The organism is Stenotrophomonas sp. Steno-Z10-HUANG (assembly GCF_056393075.1).
The window spans coordinates 460,727-476,262 of the sequence record NZ_JBWJPA010000001.1; the positions used below are offsets into that span (position 1 = coordinate 460,727).

15 protein-coding genes and 1 tRNA gene are annotated in these 15,536 nt (G+C 69.5%); 7 read left to right on the forward strand and 9 right to left on the reverse strand.

The genetic code is table 11. The annotated features are described in order from the left end of the window. Window positions 1–25: 25 nt before the first annotated feature. From AC06E6_RS02030 to AC06E6_RS02050, 5 genes are all read right to left on the reverse strand, one after another. A complete protein-coding gene (locus AC06E6_RS02030) occupies window positions 26–1,663 on the reverse strand; it encodes an NAD+ synthase (protein ID WP_240212234.1) in 1,638 nt (545 codons plus the stop codon). Between the two features lie 186 nt (window positions 1,664–1,849). Then, on the reverse strand, window positions 1,850–3,265 hold the full coding sequence (locus AC06E6_RS02035; protein WP_104939427.1) for a M28 family peptidase: 1,416 nt from the start codon (window positions 3,263–3,265) through the stop codon (window positions 1,850–1,852). Between the two features lie 132 nt (window positions 3,266–3,397). Continuing rightward, entirely contained in the window at window positions 3,398–3,811 is a 414-nt protein-coding gene (gene mscL, locus AC06E6_RS02040) for a large-conductance mechanosensitive channel protein MscL (protein ID WP_104939426.1), read from the reverse strand. Window positions 3,812–3,865: 54 nt separating this feature from the next. Continuing rightward, window positions 3,866–4,573, reverse strand: a complete 708-nt coding sequence (locus AC06E6_RS02045; RefSeq protein ID WP_104939425.1) for a fumarylacetoacetate hydrolase family protein — start codon at window positions 4,571–4,573, stop codon at window positions 3,866–3,868. A 184-nt stretch (window positions 4,574–4,757) separates the two neighbouring features. Continuing rightward, entirely contained in the window at window positions 4,758–5,039 is a 282-nt protein-coding gene (locus tag AC06E6_RS02050; protein ID WP_161613320.1) for a hypothetical protein, read from the reverse strand. 170 nt (window positions 5,040–5,209) lie between these two features. On the opposite strand from AC06E6_RS02050, the gene AC06E6_RS02055 reads away from it, so the two are divergent. Beyond that, window positions 5,210–5,551, forward strand: coding sequence for a Rieske (2Fe-2S) protein (locus AC06E6_RS02055; RefSeq protein ID WP_161613321.1), 342 nt, complete (start codon window positions 5,210–5,212; stop codon window positions 5,549–5,551). A 21-nt stretch (window positions 5,552–5,572) separates the two neighbouring features. Here AC06E6_RS02055 and AC06E6_RS02060 read toward each other — a convergent pair whose 3' ends face one another. From AC06E6_RS02060 to thiS, 4 genes are all read right to left on the reverse strand, one after another. Beyond that, window positions 5,573–7,420, reverse strand: a complete 1,848-nt coding sequence (locus AC06E6_RS02060) for an SLC13 family permease (protein ID WP_240212233.1) — start codon at window positions 7,418–7,420, stop codon at window positions 5,573–5,575. A gap of 219 nt (window positions 7,421–7,639) precedes the next feature. Next, a complete protein-coding gene (gene trmB, locus AC06E6_RS02065) occupies window positions 7,640–8,392 on the reverse strand; it encodes a tRNA (guanosine(46)-N7)-methyltransferase TrmB (protein ID WP_161613323.1) in 753 nt (250 codons plus the stop codon). Further along, complete coding sequence (locus AC06E6_RS02070) at window positions 8,392–9,186, reverse strand: thiazole synthase (protein WP_240212232.1); 795 nt, start codon at window positions 9,184–9,186, stop codon at window positions 8,392–8,394. Before AC06E6_RS02070 ends, trmB begins: the two co-directional genes overlap by 1 nt. A 129-nt stretch (window positions 9,187–9,315) precedes the next feature. Further along, entirely contained in the window at window positions 9,316–9,516 is a 201-nt protein-coding gene (gene thiS / locus AC06E6_RS02075; protein ID WP_104939420.1) for a sulfur carrier protein ThiS, read from the reverse strand. Between the two features lie 137 nt (window positions 9,517–9,653). Here thiS and AC06E6_RS02080 point away from each other — a divergent pair, with 137 nt between their 5' ends. From AC06E6_RS02080 to AC06E6_RS02105, 6 genes are all read left to right on the forward strand, one after another. Then, window positions 9,654–11,495 carry an autotransporter domain-containing protein gene (locus AC06E6_RS02080; protein ID WP_240212231.1) on the forward strand — a complete coding sequence of 614 codons (1,842 nt, stop codon included), beginning with the start codon at window positions 9,654–9,656 and terminating at the stop codon, window positions 11,493–11,495. Between the two features lie 130 nt (window positions 11,496–11,625). Next, a tRNA-Gly gene (locus tag AC06E6_RS02085) sits at window positions 11,626–11,699 on the forward strand. 80 nt (window positions 11,700–11,779) lie between these two features. Beyond that, complete coding sequence (rimK, locus tag AC06E6_RS02090) at window positions 11,780–12,655, forward strand: 30S ribosomal protein S6--L-glutamate ligase (RefSeq protein ID WP_161613382.1); 876 nt, start codon at window positions 11,780–11,782, stop codon at window positions 12,653–12,655. Between the two features lie 209 nt (window positions 12,656–12,864). Beyond that, window positions 12,865–13,335 carry a hypothetical protein gene (locus AC06E6_RS02095; protein WP_240212230.1) on the forward strand — a complete coding sequence of 157 codons (471 nt, stop codon included), beginning with the start codon at window positions 12,865–12,867 and terminating at the stop codon, window positions 13,333–13,335. Between the two features lie 166 nt (window positions 13,336–13,501). After that, window positions 13,502–14,179: a response regulator transcription factor gene (locus AC06E6_RS02100; protein WP_054667261.1), complete on the forward strand. Its 678-nt coding sequence runs from the start codon at window positions 13,502–13,504 to the stop codon at window positions 14,177–14,179. Next, window positions 14,172–15,509 carry a sensor histidine kinase gene (locus tag AC06E6_RS02105; RefSeq protein ID WP_240212229.1) on the forward strand — a complete coding sequence of 446 codons (1,338 nt, stop codon included), beginning with the start codon at window positions 14,172–14,174 and terminating at the stop codon, window positions 15,507–15,509. Before AC06E6_RS02100 ends, AC06E6_RS02105 begins: the two co-directional genes overlap by 8 nt. Window positions 15,510–15,536: the final 27 nt, after the last annotated feature.

The following is a 15,536-nucleotide window of genomic DNA, read 5'->3' on the forward strand; positions in this document are numbered from 1 at the left end:
CCCTGCCGCCGCGGCAGGCACGTGCCTAGCCGCGGTAGCCGTTGCTGATCGGGTAGCGCCGCTCGCGGCCGAACGCGCGGCGTGAGATCTTCGGGCCGGGCGCGGCCTGGTGCCGCTTCCACTCGCTGGTGCGCACCAGCCGCAGCACCTGGGCCACCACCTCCGGCGCATAGCCGGCGGCGATGATGTCCTCGCGCGACTGCTCCTGGTCGATGTAGCGGTACAGAATGCCGTCGAGCACGTCGTAGGCCGGCAGCGAATCCTGGTCGGTCTGGTTCTCGCGCAGCTCGGCCGAAGGCGCGCGCGCGATCACCGCCGGCGGGATCACCGGCGCCCCGCCGACCGTGTTGCGCCACTTCGACAGGCCATACACCTCGGTCTTGTACAGGTCCTTCAGCGGCGCATAGCCGCCGCACATGTCGCCGTAGATGGTGGCGTAGCCGACCGCGTACTCGCTCTTGTTGCCGGTGGTCAGCAGCAGCCCGCCGAACTTGTTGGACAGCGCCATCATGATCACGCCACGGCTGCGCGACTGCAGGTTCTCCTCGGTCACGTCGGCGTCCTTGCCCTGGAACATCGCCGACAGCGACTGCATCAGCCCCTGGAACGCCGGCTCTATCGGGACCGTTTCCAGCTTCACCCCCAGCGCCCGGCACTGCTCGGCGGCCAGGTCGTTGGACAGCCCGGCGGTGTAGCGCGACGGCAATGCCACCGCGGTGACGTTGTCCGCGCCCAGGGCATCCACCGCCAGCGCCAGCACCAGAGCCGAATCGATGCCACCGGACAGGCCCAGCCATACCTTGTCGAAGCCGTTCTTGCGGCAGTAGTCCTGGATGCCGCGGGTGATCGCGCGCCAGGCCAGCGCGTCCATGCTTTCGTCGCCGTCGTCGATCCAGCGCATCGGCAGGAACGACCGCGTATCGGCGTCGTAGTCGACCACCAGCATTTCCTCGGCGAAGGCCAGCGCCGCCGGGTGCACCGTACCGCTGCCGTCGGCCACCACCGAGGCGCCGTCGAACACCAGCGCGTCCTGGCCGCCGACCAGGTTGACGTAGGCGATGGCGGCGCCGCTGTCGCGGCTGCGTTCGGCCAGCAGTGCGTCGCGCTGGGCATGCTTGCCGCGCTCATAGGGCGAGGCATTGGCCACCAGCACCAGTTCGGCGCCCTCGGCCACGGTCGCGGCCAGCGGTTCGGCGAACCACAGGTCCTCGCAGACCAGCAGGCCCAGCGTCACCCCGCCGACCTCGAACACGCAGTTGCCGCCGTCCGGATCGACGTCGAAATAGCGGCGCTCGTCGAACACCGCGTAGTTCGGCAGCTCGCGCTTGCGGTAGGTGGCGGCGACCGCGCCGTCACGCAGCACGCTGGCGGCGTTGTAGACCACCGCGCCGGCGCTCTGCGGCCAGCCCACCACCGCGACGATGCCCTGCACCTGCGCGGCGATGTGGGCGATCGCCTGCTCGCACCCGCGCAGGAACGACGGGCGCAGCAGCAGGTCTTCCGGTGGATAACCGCTGACCGCCAGTTCGGGGAACAGCACCACGTCGGCGCCGTACTCGTCGCGGGCGATCTGCGCCAGTTCGATGATGCGCGCGCTGTTGCCGGCCACGTCGCCGACCGGGAAGTCGTACTGCGCCAGGGCGATGCGGAGGGATCGGGACATGATGTCGGCTGCCTTGTCGTTGCAGGCGTCCACGACGGACGCGGGGTGGGACCAGGACGCCATTATCCCAGATGTGCCGTTGACGCCCGCTGATGTCGGCGATGCCCGGATACGGCAACGCCCCCGGCGGCGGGGGCGTTGCGGCATCGCCCTGGCGTCCGCCCGTTGCCGGGCGGACGCTGCGGGTCATTCCTTGGGCGGCACCACGTCGCGGGCCTCGCTGCCGAAGCTGCCTTCGGCCTCGGCGGCCAGGTAGGCGAACACGGTGTAGGCGGCCACGTTCTGCGCCAGCGCCTTCGGGTCGATCTTGTCCAGGGTGTCGTCGGCGGTGTGGTGCAGGTCGAAATAGTCGGTCCCGTCCTGCGCCAGCCACGCCCAGGCGCCGCCCTTGGCCGCCAGCGGCCCCACGTCCGGGCCGGGGCCGCCTTCGTCCGGGCGGTACGCGATGCCCAGCGGCGCGAGCACCCCGGCGATCTGCGCGGTGGCCTCGCGCGAGCCGGCGGGGTTGCCCGAGCCGGTGTTGAACGCGTAGATGCGGCCGGCTCCGAAGTCGCTCTCGGCGGCGATGTGCTGCAGCGGGATTTCCCCGGCCTTCGCCCGCGCGGCGGCATAGGCGTAGCCGCCGTGCAGGCCCTGTTCTTCGTTGGCGAAGGCGATCACCCGGATGGTGCGCCGTGGCGCCTGCCGCAGCTGGCCGATCAGGTGGCCGGCGGCCATGGTGATGCCGATGCCGGCGCCATCGTCGACCGCGCCGGTGCCCAGGTCCCAGGAATCGAGGTGGCCGCCGATCACCACCACTTCCTTCGGCAGTTCGCGGCCGGTGATTTCACCGATCACGTTCTGCGAGGTGTAGCTGCCGTCCCAGCCGCAGTCCAGGGCCATGCGGATGCGGGTCGGGCCGCGCGCGACCAGCCGTGCCAGCTGGTCGGCATCGGGCACCGACAGCGCCGCCGACGGCACCGGGGTCAGGCCTTCGTCGAAGCGGGTGATGCCGGTATGCGGCACGCGGTGCGAATCGGTGCCGGCCGAGCGCATGATGTAGCCGATCGCGCCCTTGCGGATCGCCTCGGAGGGGCCGCGGCTGCGGACCGTGCCGCCGATGCCGTAGTCCTCGCCGCTGCGGCTGCGGGTCATCTGGTAGTCGATGAAGGCGATCTTGCCGGCCAGTGAGCCGGCCGGCGCGGCCTTCAGTGCTTCCAGGCTGTCGAAGCGCACTACCTCGCCCTCGGCGCTGCCGGCGGGGCTGCCGCCCAGTGCGGTGATCGCCAGCGGCTGCGCATGCGCGCCCAGCACCTGCGCCTGCTCGCTGCGGCGCTCCCACTTGGGGAAGGTGACCGGTTCGGTCCATACCCGGTCGAAGCCCAGCGCCCTGAACTTGGCCTTGGCCCATTCCACTGCGCGCGCGTCGGCCTCGCTGCCGGCCAGGCGCGGGCCGACTTCGGTGGTCAGCGATTCGACCACCTTCCAGCCGGTATCGTCGGCCAGCGCCTGCTCGCGCAGTTCCACCGCCCGGGCCAGCGCCTGTTCGGGGATGCGGGTGGGGGCGGCGTGCGCAGTGGCGCAGGCAAGCACGGTGGCGATGGCAAGGGCGAGGCGGCGCATGGCGGGCTCCGGGTCGGTTGGGGCGCACCTGGGCGTGCGCGGCCGCTGCGAGGGATTCGCAGACGAAAGAAGCCGCGAGCATACGCCCGCGGCTCCGGCTGCAACCGTGCTGGAGGTCACCGCCGCGCGGCGTTACTTCCTCAGGCTGTCGCGGATCTCGCGCAGCAGCAGCACTTCCTCGCTCGGCGCGGCCGGTGCGGCGGGCGCCGCTTCCTTCTTGCGCGACAGCCGGTTGACCACCTTGACCAGCATGAAAATGGCGAAGGCGACGATGACGAACTGCACCACGGTGTTGATGAAGTCGCCATAGCCGATGACCACCGCGGGGATCTCGGTGCCGTCGGCGGCCACCCGCGCCGGCGCCAGCGTCCAGGCGAGCTTGGAGAAATCGACATTGCCGATCAGCCAGCCGATCGGCGGCATGATCACCTTGTCCACCAGCGAGGTGACGATCTTGCCGAACGCGCCGCCGATCACGACACCGACCGCCAGGTCGATGACGTTGCCGCGCATCGCGAACTCCTTGAACTCACTGATCATTCCCACGGGTTTCTCCTGTATTGCGTGAGGGGTGCGAGGTACAGACTACCCCGACACCGGTCATCCGGCGATCATGCCGTCGCGGCGCGCGATGTCGCCCAGCCGCGCGCTGAAACGGTCGCCGGGCCGCAGCGCGGCCACGCCGGCCGGCGTGCCCATGAACACCAGGTCGCCGGCGCGCAGCGCGTAGAGCCGGGACAGTTCGTGCAGGATTTCGGCCACGTTCCAGATCATGTTGTCCAGCGTGGCGTGCTGCCGGGTCTGGCCGTTGACCTGCAGCGACAGCGCCAGCGGCGCCAGCTCGCCCACCTGCGCGGCGGGCACCAGTTCGCTGACCGGCGCCGAATGATCGAAGCCCTTGGCGATGTCCCAGGGACCGCCCTTGGCCTTGGCCGCGGCCTGCAGGTCGCGACGGGTCAGGTCCAGGCCGACGCCGTAGCCCAGCACCAGCGACATCGCCTGTTCGACCGGGAGTACACCGTCCGGCGCATCCTGTCCCAGCGCGACCACCAGTTCCACTTCGTGGTGCAGGTCGGCGGTCGCCGGCGGGTAGGGAACCGGTGCGTCGCCGGTGACGATGGCGTCGGCCGGCTTCATGAAGAACATCGGCTGCCCGCGCTCGGCAGCGGAGGCCGGTGCATTGGCGCCCATCTCGCGCGCGTGGTCGGCGAAGTTGCGGCCCACGCAGTAGATGCGGCGCACGGGGAAGGTGCCGCCGCCTGCCACCGGGATGCGGGGAACGGGCGGAGCGGGGATCAGGTCGGTCATGGTCGGTCCGGAAGCGGGAGCTGGCGCCATGATGCCGGACGCCGCCGCCGCGCTGGTAGTACCGCTGGCCATGCGCGCGGGGCAGCGGGCGTCCGCGCATCGCGTGCGCGCGGTGGCGCCGGATGCAACACGCCCGGCAGGAGCCGGGCGCGGGTGTCGAAGCCTGGGGCGGGGACGCCCGGTGTCAGTGGGCGTGCGGCAATGCCGGCTTGCGCACCACGCGGTACTCGCCGTCCATCACGTTGCCGGCGGCCTTGCCCGCGGCACGCGCCTTGCGCGCGGCCAGCAGCTTCCAGCTCAGGCCGACCAGGATCATCGCCGCGCCGACGAACAGCCCGGCCACGACCAGGACCGCGAGGATCGCCAGGCCCAGCAGGCCCAGCGCGATCCGCAGCAACGGGTTGCGTGGCTTGCGCGGCGCGAACAGGTTGCGGAGGGTGGCGAACTGGAAGTAACGGATCTGCATGTCGGCGGTATGACGATTTGGCTGGCCGAAGTATCGGTGGGGAGGCGGGTCAATGAGTGAATTTGTCGTTAAATGCGGTCGCCCATTCATGCTGCCCCCTGGCCGGGCGGGGCGGGCCGGCGTGCGACAATCGGCGCAATTTCCTGCTGTCATGCGGTCCCGCGATGTCCATGTCCGTACCTTCCGCCGTCGAGCTGGCCCGGCTCGACGCCCTGCCCGATCCGGGGTTCCTGCTGGTGGAGGCGGTGGTCGACGGCGATGCCGAGCCGCTGATCCTGTACCGCGAGGGCGCGCAGGTACGGGCGTGGCTCAATGTCTGCCCGCATGCCGGCCGGCCCCTCGACTGGGCGCCGGGGCAGTTCCTGAAGAGTCGCGATGGCCACCTGGTGTGCGCGGTGCATGGCGCCGCGTTCGAGCTGCAGGGCGGGGCCTGCGTGTCCGGGCCATGCAAGGGCGACGCGCTGCGCGCGGTGCCGGTGCGGGTGCAGGACGGCAGGGTGCTGCTGGGCTGATCCCGCCGCCCCCGGCGCGGCTCAGAACATCAGGTTGACCATCACCACCACGACCAGCGTGTAGATCAGCGACAACGGGCCGCCGACGCGCCACATCTCGCGCGGGGTGTACTTGGCCGGGCCCATCACCATCGAGATCACCGGGTTGGACGCGGTCATCAGGTTGTTGGAGGCCGACAGCGCCACGATCAGCGCGAACGCGGTGGGGTTGCCGCCCGCGGCCAGTGCCAGGTTGACCGCGATCGGCACGGTGACGATGGTGGCGCCGACATGGCTGATCACCAGCGAGAACGCGGTGGTCAGCACCGCCAGCGCCAGTTCCAGCACCCAGATCGGGATCCCGGCCGGCAGCTTGTCGATGGTGTGGCCGGCGACCCAGGCCGCCGCGCCGCTGGAATCCATGGCCCAGCCCAGCGGGATCAGCCCGGCCATCATGAAGATGGTCTTCCAGTTGATCGAGGCGTAGGCCTCGTCCATGCGCAGCACGCCGGTGAGCAGCATGCCGGCCACGCCGGTGAGCAGGGTCAGCGCCACCGGCAGGTGCGAGGTCAGCGCGATGATGATGGTGATGGCGAAGATCGCCATGGCGATCTTGAACTTGTGCGGGCGCTGTTCGCCCTTGGGGTAGTCGGTGACCACCACGAAGTCGCGGCTCTCGGCCGCGGCGGCCAGGTCCTGCCAGATGCTGTGGAACACCAGCATGTCGCCGGCGCGCAGCGCCACGTTGCGCACGTCCTCGCGGATCACCTGCTTGTCGCGGTTGATCGCCAGCAGGCTGATGCCGCGTTCCTTGCGCAGCCGCAGCTGGCCGGCGGTCTTGCCGATCAGCTTCGAGGTCGGCGGGACCACCGCCTCGGAGATGCCGGCGCGGCTGGGGTTGAACAGGTCACCCAGGTTGCGCAGGCGCGAGGACATGCGCAGGAACTGGTTCTGCGCGAAGTCGGCCACCAGCTGGCGCGGGCCCATCGCGCCGATCACGCTGCCGACCCAGATGCGCATGTCCGCCGGCGGTGCCAGGCGGGTGTCGTTGCCGGTCTTGAGCGCCAGCAGCAGCGGCGCCTCGAACAGGCTCTCGACCTCGCTCACGGTCATTCCCACCAGCGGGCTCTCGGCGGTGACCGCCAGCTCGAACACCTCGCCCTCGATGCCATAGGCCTTGGCGAAGTAGCTCTCGGTGCGCGCCGGGGTCTGGCCCTCGTCATCCGCGCCTTCGTCGCGCGAGAGCTTGCGGTCGCCGAAGAAGCGGAAGTACAGCAGCGCCGCGGCCAGGAGCGCCACGCCGATCGGCAGCGGCGCGAACATGCGCAGCGGCTCGATGGTGGCGGTGCCGGAGGGCAGGTTGTTGTTGGCCGAGATCAGCAGGTCGTTGAGCAGGATCAGCGGCGAGTTGCCGACCATGGTCAGGCCCCCGCCCATCACGATGGCGGCGGTGATCGGCAGCAGCAGCCGCTTGAGGGTCAGCCCGGTATGCGAGGCCAGGCGCGAGGCCACCGGCAGGTACAGCGCCATCACCGACGGGTTCTGCATGAACGACGAATTGAGGCCGGCGGTGGCGCTGGTCAGCAGCAGCAGGCGCTGTTCCAGCCCGTGCGAGCGGCGCAGCAGCCAGCCGGCCAGCCGGTTCAGCGCGCCGGTGCGGTCGAGCCCGGCGCCGAGGATGGTGGTGGCGATGATGCTCATCACCGCGTTGCCCGAGAAGCCGCCGAAGATCTCCTCCGGCGCGATCAGCCCGGTGACGCCCAGCACCACCATCACCACCAGCGCCACCACGTCGGCGCGGATGCGCTCGAACAGGAACATCGCCATGGTGAAGCCGACCAGCCCGAGGACGAGCTTCATGTCGGTCGTCAGCGTGAGGGCGGTATCCATCAGGGCCGGCAGGCGCGCAGGAGGGGGCGGGAAGCACGCGCGGCGGGTGCGGGCGGCGCAACCCTGCGGCCCGCCCCCGGGGCGGGATGGGGCACCGCATCCGCGATTCCGCGCCGGGTGGCGGCAGCGGTATGCCGGGGGCGGGACGAGGGGCCGGCCTTCCGCACTAGGTGCCTGGCGCTGTCCGCGGATGCGCTGGTGCGTGAAGGCAGCATTCCCTTACCCCTCGGTTCCCGTTCCCTGCCGGTCGTACAGCAGATCCCAGACGCCATGGCCGAGCTTCTGGCCGCGGGTCTCGAAATGCGTCTGCGGGCGCCAGTCCGGGCGCGGCACGCTGCCGCGCGGGCCGGCGCGGTTGACCAGGCCCGGCGTGGCGTCGAGCACGTCCCACATCTGTTCGGCGTAGTCGGCCCAGTCGGTGGCGCAGTGCAGCCGCCCGCCCGGGCGCAGCTTGCGCACCAGCAGCGCGGCGAACGCCGGCTGCACCAGGCGCCGCTTGTTGTGGCGCTTCTTGTGCCACGGGTCGGGGAAGTAGATGCGCACCTCGTCCAGCGCGCCGTCGGCAATCTCCTTCTCCAGCACTTCCACCGCGTCGTGGTGGTAGAGCCTGACGTTGCCGGCGTTGTCGTCGGCCAGTGCGTTGAGCAGGCGGCCCACGCCCGGGGCGTGCACCTCGATGCCGATGTAGTCCCTGGACGGGTCGAATCCGGCGGCGAAACGCAGTGCGGCACCGTTGCCGAAGCCGATCTCCAGCACCTTGGGCGCGTTGCGGCCGAAGGTGGCATCCAGGTCGCGCGGCTGGCCATTGAAGTCGATGCCGAAACGCGGCCAGCGTTCGTCGAACGCGCGCTGCTGCGCGGGAGTGAAACGGCCCTGGCGCAGCACGAAACTGCGGACCTCGCGGCGGCCTTCGGTCACGGTGAAGGGCTTGGGCGGCGCCTTGGAGCCCGCGCTTTCAAAGGGATTGGTCATCAGCCGATCAACCCGTCCACCGGCGAGGACGCGCTGGCATGGCGTTTGCGCGGGATGCGTCCGGCCAGGAAGGCCTCGCGGCCGGCCTCGACCGCCTTGCGCATGGCGCTGGCCATCAGCACCGGATGGCGCGCGCCGGCGATGGCGGTGTTCATCAGCACGCCGTCGCAGCCCAGCTCCATGGCGATGGCGGCGTCCGAGGCGGTGCCGACGCCGGCATCGACGATGATCGGCACCCGCGCGTTCTCGATGATCTCCATCAGGTTGTAGCGGTTCTGGATGCCGAGCCCGGACCCGATCGGCGCGGCCAGCGGCATCACCGCGGCGCAGCCGATCTCCTCCAGGCGCTTGCACAGGATCGGGTCGTCGGAGGTGTAGACCATCACCTCGAAGCCGTCCTTGACCAGCTGCTCGGCGGCCTTGAGGGTCTGCACCACGTCCGGGTACAGGGTCTTCTGGTCGCCCAGCACTTCGAGCTTGGTCAGGTTGTGGCCGTCGAGCAGTTCGCGCGCCAGGCGGCAGGTGCGCACCGCGTCCTCGGCGGTGTAGCAGCCGGCGGTGTTGGGCAGGATGGTGTAGCGGTCGGGCGGCAGCACGTCGAGCAGGTTGGGCTCGCCCGGGTTCTGGCCGATGTTGGTGCGGCGGATGGCCACGGTGACGATCTGGGCGCCGGCGGCCTCGGTGGCCAGGCGGGTTTCTTCCAGATCCTTGAACTTGCCGGTCCCGGTCAACAGCCGGGACGCATAACTCTTGCCGGCGATGACCAGCGGATCGGTGGGGACGTGTGCGTTCATGGGGCGATTATCGCCGATCATGCCAGGCCGCGTGGCGTGGCGTTGTCGCGCAGATGCGGCGCCTGCCGCGCATGCGGCTTGCCCGGTGGGACTGTGTGGGGGAAGCCCCACACCTGCGGCGGCAGAAGATCACCCGCCGCCCAGCGCATGCACGATCTCCACCACGTCGCCGGCGTGCAGTTGCCACTGGCCGTGCCGTCCGCGGGGGACGATTTCGCCGTTGACCTCCACCGCCACGCGGCGTTCGGCCAGGCCTTCGGCGGCCAGCAGCGCGGCCAGGGTGAGGGGCGAGGGGAAGGGGCGGGTTTCGCCATTGAGCTGGATGTCCATGCCGTCATTCTGGCCAGCAGGGCCGGAAAATCCCAGCCCATGCGGCAGTGCAGCGTGAGCCGGCCGTGGGGCGGTGAAAAACTACTTCCATGCGGCGGCGTACGCTGTCGCCTTCCTCGTCCGTCAGGAGTCTCCCCATGCGTGTCGTTTCCCGTCCACTCCGCTCCGCGCTCGCCCTGGCACTGGCCGCCGCCGCCGTCCCGGCCATGGCGCAGTCGCCGTTTTCCAGGACCGTGTTCTTCGGCGACAGCCTGACCGACACCGGCTACTTCCGTCCCATCCTGGTGCAGGCCAATCCCAGCGCCTCGGTGGCGGGCCGCTTCACCACCAACCCCGGCTGGGTCTGGTCCGACTACCTGGCCCGGTACTACGGCACCAATGCCCTGCCCAACGGCAACGGCCAGGTGGGCGACAACTACGCCGCCGGCGGCGCCCGCGTGGGCGTGGATGTGCCCAATCCGCTGAGCCCGCTGCTGCCGCCGACACCGTCGCTCAAGACCCAGCTCAACCATTACCTGGCGGCCAACGGCGGCAAGGCCGATGCCAATGCCCTGTACACCGTGTGGGGTGGCGCCAACGACCTGTTCGCGGTGGCCGGCGGCGCACCGGCGCAGGCCACCATCGGCGCGGCGGTCGCCAGCCAGGTGGGCATGGTCGCCACGCTCAAGGCGGCCGGCGCCCAGTACGTGATGGTGCCGAACCTGCCCGACATCGGCCTGACCCCGTCCTCGCGCGCCGGCGGCCCGGTGGCGATGGCGCAGGGCACCGCGCTGGCCAAGGCGTACAACGATGCGCTGTTCGGCGGGCTCAAGCAGGCCGGCCTGCAGGTGATCCCGGTCGACACCTTCAGCATCCTCCAGGAAATCGTCGCCAACCCCGGCGCCTACGGCTTCAGCAACGTGTCCGGCACTGCGTGCCAGCCGCAGATCACCGCGCAGTCGCTGACCTGCACGCCGCTGAACTATGTCAGCCCGAATGCCGCCGACACCTATGTGTTCGCCGATGGCGTGCATCCGACCACCGCCGCCCACAAGATCCTCGGGCAGTACTCGATTTCGGTGCTCGAGGCGCCGCGCCTGCAGCAGGTGCTGACGCACTCGGCGCAGACCACCGGCCGTGCGCGTGCGGACCAGGTCGGCGGTCACCTGGCGGGCCGTCCGGCCGACGGCATGAGCTGGTGGGGCAACGTGCGCGGCGACATGCAGCGCTACGACCATGGCCGGCTGTACGACGGCATGGCGCCGGCCGGCCTGTTCGGCGTCGACTGGGCGCGTGATGGCAAGGTGTTCGGCGGGTTCGCCGGGTACGGCCGGATGGACGCGGACTTCGGCAACCGCATGGGCGATTTCACCCAGTCCGACACCACCCTGGGCGTATTTGCCGGTTGGTATGGCGAGCGCGCCTGGGTCAACGGGCAGGCCAGCTACAGCTGGCTGGGTTACGACGTCACCCGCAAGGTGCAGCTCGGCCCGGCCACCCGCGAGCACAAGGGATCGCCCGATGGCAGCAACCTGACCGCCGCGCTCAACGCCGGCTACGAGTTCGGCCAGCAGGGCGGCTTCCGCCACGGTCCGGTGGCGGGCGTGGTGTGGCAGAAGGTCAAGCTGGACGGGTACCTGGAGAGTAATCCCGGCGCCACCGCGCTGGGCTACGGCAACCAGGACGTGGACTCCACCGTTGGCCGCCTCGGCTGGCAGGCGCGCTTCGACGGTGGCAGCGTCCGTCCCTACGTGCAGGTCACCTACGACCACGAGTTCGAGGACGGCGGCAAGCAGGCCAGCGCCTGGCTGCAGACCATGGCCGACGTCGGCGCCTACAGGGTTCCCGGGTTGCAGTTCGACCGCAACTACGCCACCGCCGTGCTGGGCGCGCGGATGAGCCTGTGGGGGCTGCAGAGCAACATCGGCCTGAGCGCCACCACCGCGCAGAAGTCGGCGCGCGACGCCACCCTGTTCGCCACGTTCAGCGGCGGGTTCTGAGCCGGACGCGGGCGGCTGTGGACGGTGTCGTGTCGCGGCACCGTCCCTGCCCGGGGCTCCCGTCGAGGTAACGCGCTGCACGTTGGCATTGCGCGGCAGGCCCCGCTCCACATAGACTGCGCATCGCCGCGCGGGTGTAGCTCAATGGTAGAGCAGAAGCTTCCCAAGCTTACGACGAGGGTTCGATTCCCTTCACCCGCTCCATCTTCCAGGTGCCGCGCAGGCACCGAGGCGCCAGCCCAGGGCAGGGCGTGATGTGCCCGGCCTGACTTCCAGGCCCCGCGATGAAGCTCGCCATCCTCTCCCGCAACAGCAAGCTCTACTCGACCCGGCGTCTGGTCGAGGCCGCGCGCGCGCGTGGCCACACCGTGCGCATCCTCGACCCGCTGCGCTGCTACATGCGCATCAACGCGGGTGATTTCAGCATGCACTACAAGGGCCGGCCGCTGTCCGGCTTCGACGCGGTGATTCCGCGCATCGGTGCCTCCATCACCCGCTACGGCACCGCGGTGCTGCGCCAGTTCGAGATGATGGGCACGCGCACGCCCAACCCCTCCGACGCGATCCTGCGCGCGCGCGACAAACTGCGTGCGCACCAGCTGCTGGCCGCCAAGGGCATCGACATGCCGGTGACGGTGTTCGGCGACAACCCGGACGACACCCATGACCTGCTGTCCATGCTGGGGCCGCCGCCGCACGTGGTGAAGCTCAGCGAGGGCACCCAGGGGCGCGGGGTGATCCTCACCGAGAAGCTCAGTGCGTCCAAGGGCACGGTCGAGGCGCTGCGCGGCCTGTATGCCAATTTCCTGGTGCAGGAATTCATTGCCGAGGCCCAGGGCGCGGACCTGCGTTGCCTGGTGGTGGGCGACCAGGTGGTCGCGACCATGCGCCGGCAGGCCCAGGACGGCGACTTCCGCTCCAACCTGCATGCCGGCGGCAGCGCCGGCCCGGCGGTCTGCAGCCGGGCCGAGCAGCAGGTGGCGGTGCGCTCGGCCAAGGCCCTGGGGCTGGGTATCGCCGGGGTGGACATGATCCGCTCCCGGCGCGGGCCGCTGGTGCTCGAAGTCAACTCCACGCCCGGGCTGGAGGGCATCGAGAGCGTTTCCGGTGGCGATGTCGCCGGGCGGATGATCGACTACGTGGTCAACCTCAGGCGCTGAGCCCGGATTCCGAATTGCTTGCACCGTTTTAACGGGTCTTTAATTCCCCCGGCCCTACGCTGGCCCCACTGTGACCAGCCCTCCTCAGCGGGTCCGGTGATCGGGAATCTTCAGGCCCTGGCGGTGCTCGCCGGGGCCTTGTTTTTTGACTTGTTGCCGTCGGTGAGGCGCGCTACAGTCGAACGAATTACCAGACAGGAGGTTGGGGTATGAATCGGATGCTGTTTTTGGCTGCCTTGCTCGTGTTCCCTGCGATGTCCGCAATGGCGGCGCCCGTGGCGGAGAAGCCGTTGATGGAAGGGAAGCCTTATGCCGAGCAGCGCCTGCGCATCATGAGCGACCTGCAGGGAGGCGAGGTATACAGTGAGATCAGCGCGGAGAACCGTGCCCGCGTGGTTGACGCGCTCGGCCGCATCGATGCCCTGCTGGGAACGGGGGGGCATGCCAATCTTCCCGAGAAGGACAAGATAGCGGTTTTCAACGATCAGGATCTGGTCAATACCCTGCTGACCCAGGCGCGCGAGGACAGTCGCCTTGTCTGCCGCCGTGAACGCCCGGTCGGCAGCAACCGGCCACAGAACATCTGCATCACGGTGGCGGCCCGTCGGCAGGCGCGCGAGAACGGGGCTGATGCCCTGCGCGACCTGCGGATTTCGACGCAGAAGGTCGAAACCCCGTGACCGAAGGTCTGTCTTGCCCGGCAGCTTGATAGCCGGGCAACGGCAGGCGGCATGGTTGTTGCCGGCGTGCCGGCGCCACGCCCTTTCCGTGCGCTGAACGGTTTTAATGAAGCTGGAGCCACGGGCCGGGTATGCTCTGCTCTTCGGTAAATGACTGAGGTTCCCAGTGCGCATTCTCGTAATCGAAGACAACAGCGACATCGCGGCCAACCTCGGGGACTACCTCGAGGACCGCGGGCATACGGTGGATTTCGCGGCCGACGGCGTCACCGGCCTGCACCTGGCGGTCGTGCACGATTTCGATGCGATCGTGCTCGATCTGAACCTGCCGGGCATGGATGGCATCGAGGTCTGCCGCAAGCTGCGCAACGACGCGCGCAAGCAGACCCCGGTGCTGATGCTCACCGCGCGCGATTCGCTGGACAACAAGCTGGCCGGGTTCGACTCCGGTGCCGACGACTACCTGATCAAGCCGTTCGCGCTGCAGGAAGTCGAGGTACGGCTCAACGCGCTGTCGCGCCGCGGCAAGGGGGGGCACACCCGGGTGCTGGAAACCGGCGACCTGGAGTACAACCTGGACACGCTGGAAGTGCGCCGCCAGGGCAAGCTGCTGCAGCTCAACCCGACCGCGCTCAAGATCCTGCAGGCATTGATGGAAGCCTCGCCGGCGGTGGTTACCCGGCAGGAGCTGGAAACCCGGGTATGGGGCGAGGAGTTGCCTGACTCGGACTCGTTGCGCGTGCATATCCACGGCCTGCGTGCGGTGGTGGACAAGCCGTTCAACGCACCCATGATCCAGACCCGCCATGGCATCGGATACCGGATCGCCGCACCCGATGCCTGAAGCCGCATCGTCGGCGGTCGTCCACAGGCAGGGGCGCTATCGCCGCCGCCTGCGCAGCCGCATCATCGTTTCGTTCGTGCTGCTGGGCTTCTGCCTGACGGCGCTGTTCGCGTTCGCCACCAACTGGGCGCGCATGCGCGTGGAAAACCAGTTGGTCGAAGATGTGATGAACCGAAATCTGGACGCCTCCTGGCAGAGCTACATCCAGAGCGGTGGCCGCGAAGTGGTGGCGCCGGTGCAGCAGATGCGCGCGTTCCTCTATCGCCCTGACAAACTGGAAGGGTTGCGTCGCGATTATCCCGAATGGGAACACCTGCAGGACGGCATCCATAATTTCAGTGGTCAGGATGCCGACGGCAAGGCGTTTTCCTACAAGGTCGGTGTGCGCAAGACGGACGATGCCTGGTTTTTCGTCGCCTACGACATGAGCCAGTCGATGCGCGGCGAACAGCAGTTGAAGCGCGCGCTGGTCCTGTCCGTGCTGGTGTTCAGCCTGTTGTCCTGGGTGCTGGGTTGGTGGTCTGCTTCGCGGGTGATGCGCCCGGTGTCGGATCTCGCCGCCCGCCTGCAGGCCTACCGTGGCGGCAGCACTCATCCCGAACCCCTTGCACCGCGTTTCCCCGACGATGAGGTGGGGCAGCTGGCCGTGGCGCTGGACGACTATTCCGCGCGCCTGACCGAAGTGGTGCAGCGCGACCGTGAGTTCAATGCGGACGTGAGCCACGAACTGCGCACGCCGCTGGCGGTGATCCGTGGCGCGACCGAGCTGCTGCTCGCGCGTCCGGGCCTGGACGAGAAGGTGCTGCAGCGCCTGCAGCGCATCCAGCGTGCCGAGCAGCAGTGCAGCGATCTGATCGGCTCGCTGCTGCTGCTGTCGCGCAACGAGCGCGGGCAGGGCAGCAGCAACGTCGCCAAGGTCGCCGAGCAGCTGCTTGATGCGCACCGTGCGCAGCTCGGTGGCAAGCCGCTGGAGCTGGTGCTGGAGGGCGGTCGTGACCTGGTCATCGATGCGCCGGAAGCGGCGCTGTCGGTGGCGCTGGGCAACCTGATCGGCAACGCGGTGAAGTACACCCAGCAAGGCCAGGTCCGGGTCCGGGTGCTGGATGACGCGGTCGAAGTGATCGACACCGGCCCCGGGCTGAGCGAGAAGGATGCCGCGAGCCTGTTCCAGCGTGGCTACCGCGGTACCCACGCCGGCCATTCGCAGGGCGGCGGCATCGGCCTGTCCATCGTCAGCCGGCTGTGTGCGCTGTACGGCTGGCAGGTCAGCATCCGGCCGGGCGCCGAGCGCGGCGTGGTCGGCCGGCTGATTTTCGCCCCGGCGGGCTGACCGCCGCGGTGGCGGTGGGCGCTGGAC

Bases quoted from the DNA above. Each gene is read 5' to 3' on its own strand.
- AC06E6_RS02045 (WP_104939425.1), bottom strand. From the start codon at position 4,573: ATGACCGACCTGATCCCCGCTCCGCCCGTTCCCCGCATCCCGGTGGCA.
- AC06E6_RS02070 (WP_240212232.1), bottom strand. From the start codon at position 9,186: ATGAACGCACACGTCCCCACCGATCCGCTGGTCATCGCCGGCAAGAGT.
- trmB (WP_161613323.1), bottom strand. From the start codon at position 8,392: ATGACCAATCCCTTTGAAAGCGCGGGCTCCAAGGCGCCGCCCAAGCCC.
- rimK (WP_161613382.1), top strand. From the start codon at position 11,780: ATGAAGCTCGCCATCCTCTCCCGCAACAGCAAGCTCTACTCGACCCGG.
- AC06E6_RS02080 (WP_240212231.1), top strand. From the start codon at position 9,654: ATGCGTGTCGTTTCCCGTCCACTCCGCTCCGCGCTCGCCCTGGCACTG.
- AC06E6_RS02095 (WP_240212230.1), top strand. From the start codon at position 12,865: ATGAATCGGATGCTGTTTTTGGCTGCCTTGCTCGTGTTCCCTGCGATG.
- AC06E6_RS02055 (WP_161613321.1), top strand. From the start codon at position 5,210: ATGTCCGTACCTTCCGCCGTCGAGCTGGCCCGGCTCGACGCCCTGCCC.
- AC06E6_RS02030 (WP_240212234.1), bottom strand. From the start codon at position 1,663: ATGTCCCGATCCCTCCGCATCGCCCTGGCGCAGTACGACTTCCCGGTC.
- thiS (WP_104939420.1), bottom strand. From the start codon at position 9,516: ATGGACATCCAGCTCAATGGCGAAACCCGCCCCTTCCCCTCGCCCCTC.
- AC06E6_RS02050 (WP_161613320.1), bottom strand. From the start codon at position 5,039: ATGCAGATCCGTTACTTCCAGTTCGCCACCCTCCGCAACCTGTTCGCG.
- AC06E6_RS02060 (WP_240212233.1), bottom strand. From the start codon at position 7,420: ATGGATACCGCCCTCACGCTGACGACCGACATGAAGCTCGTCCTCGGG.
- AC06E6_RS02035 (WP_104939427.1), bottom strand. From the start codon at position 3,265: ATGCGCCGCCTCGCCCTTGCCATCGCCACCGTGCTTGCCTGCGCCACT.
- AC06E6_RS02105 (WP_240212229.1), top strand. From the start codon at position 14,172: ATGCCTGAAGCCGCATCGTCGGCGGTCGTCCACAGGCAGGGGCGCTAT.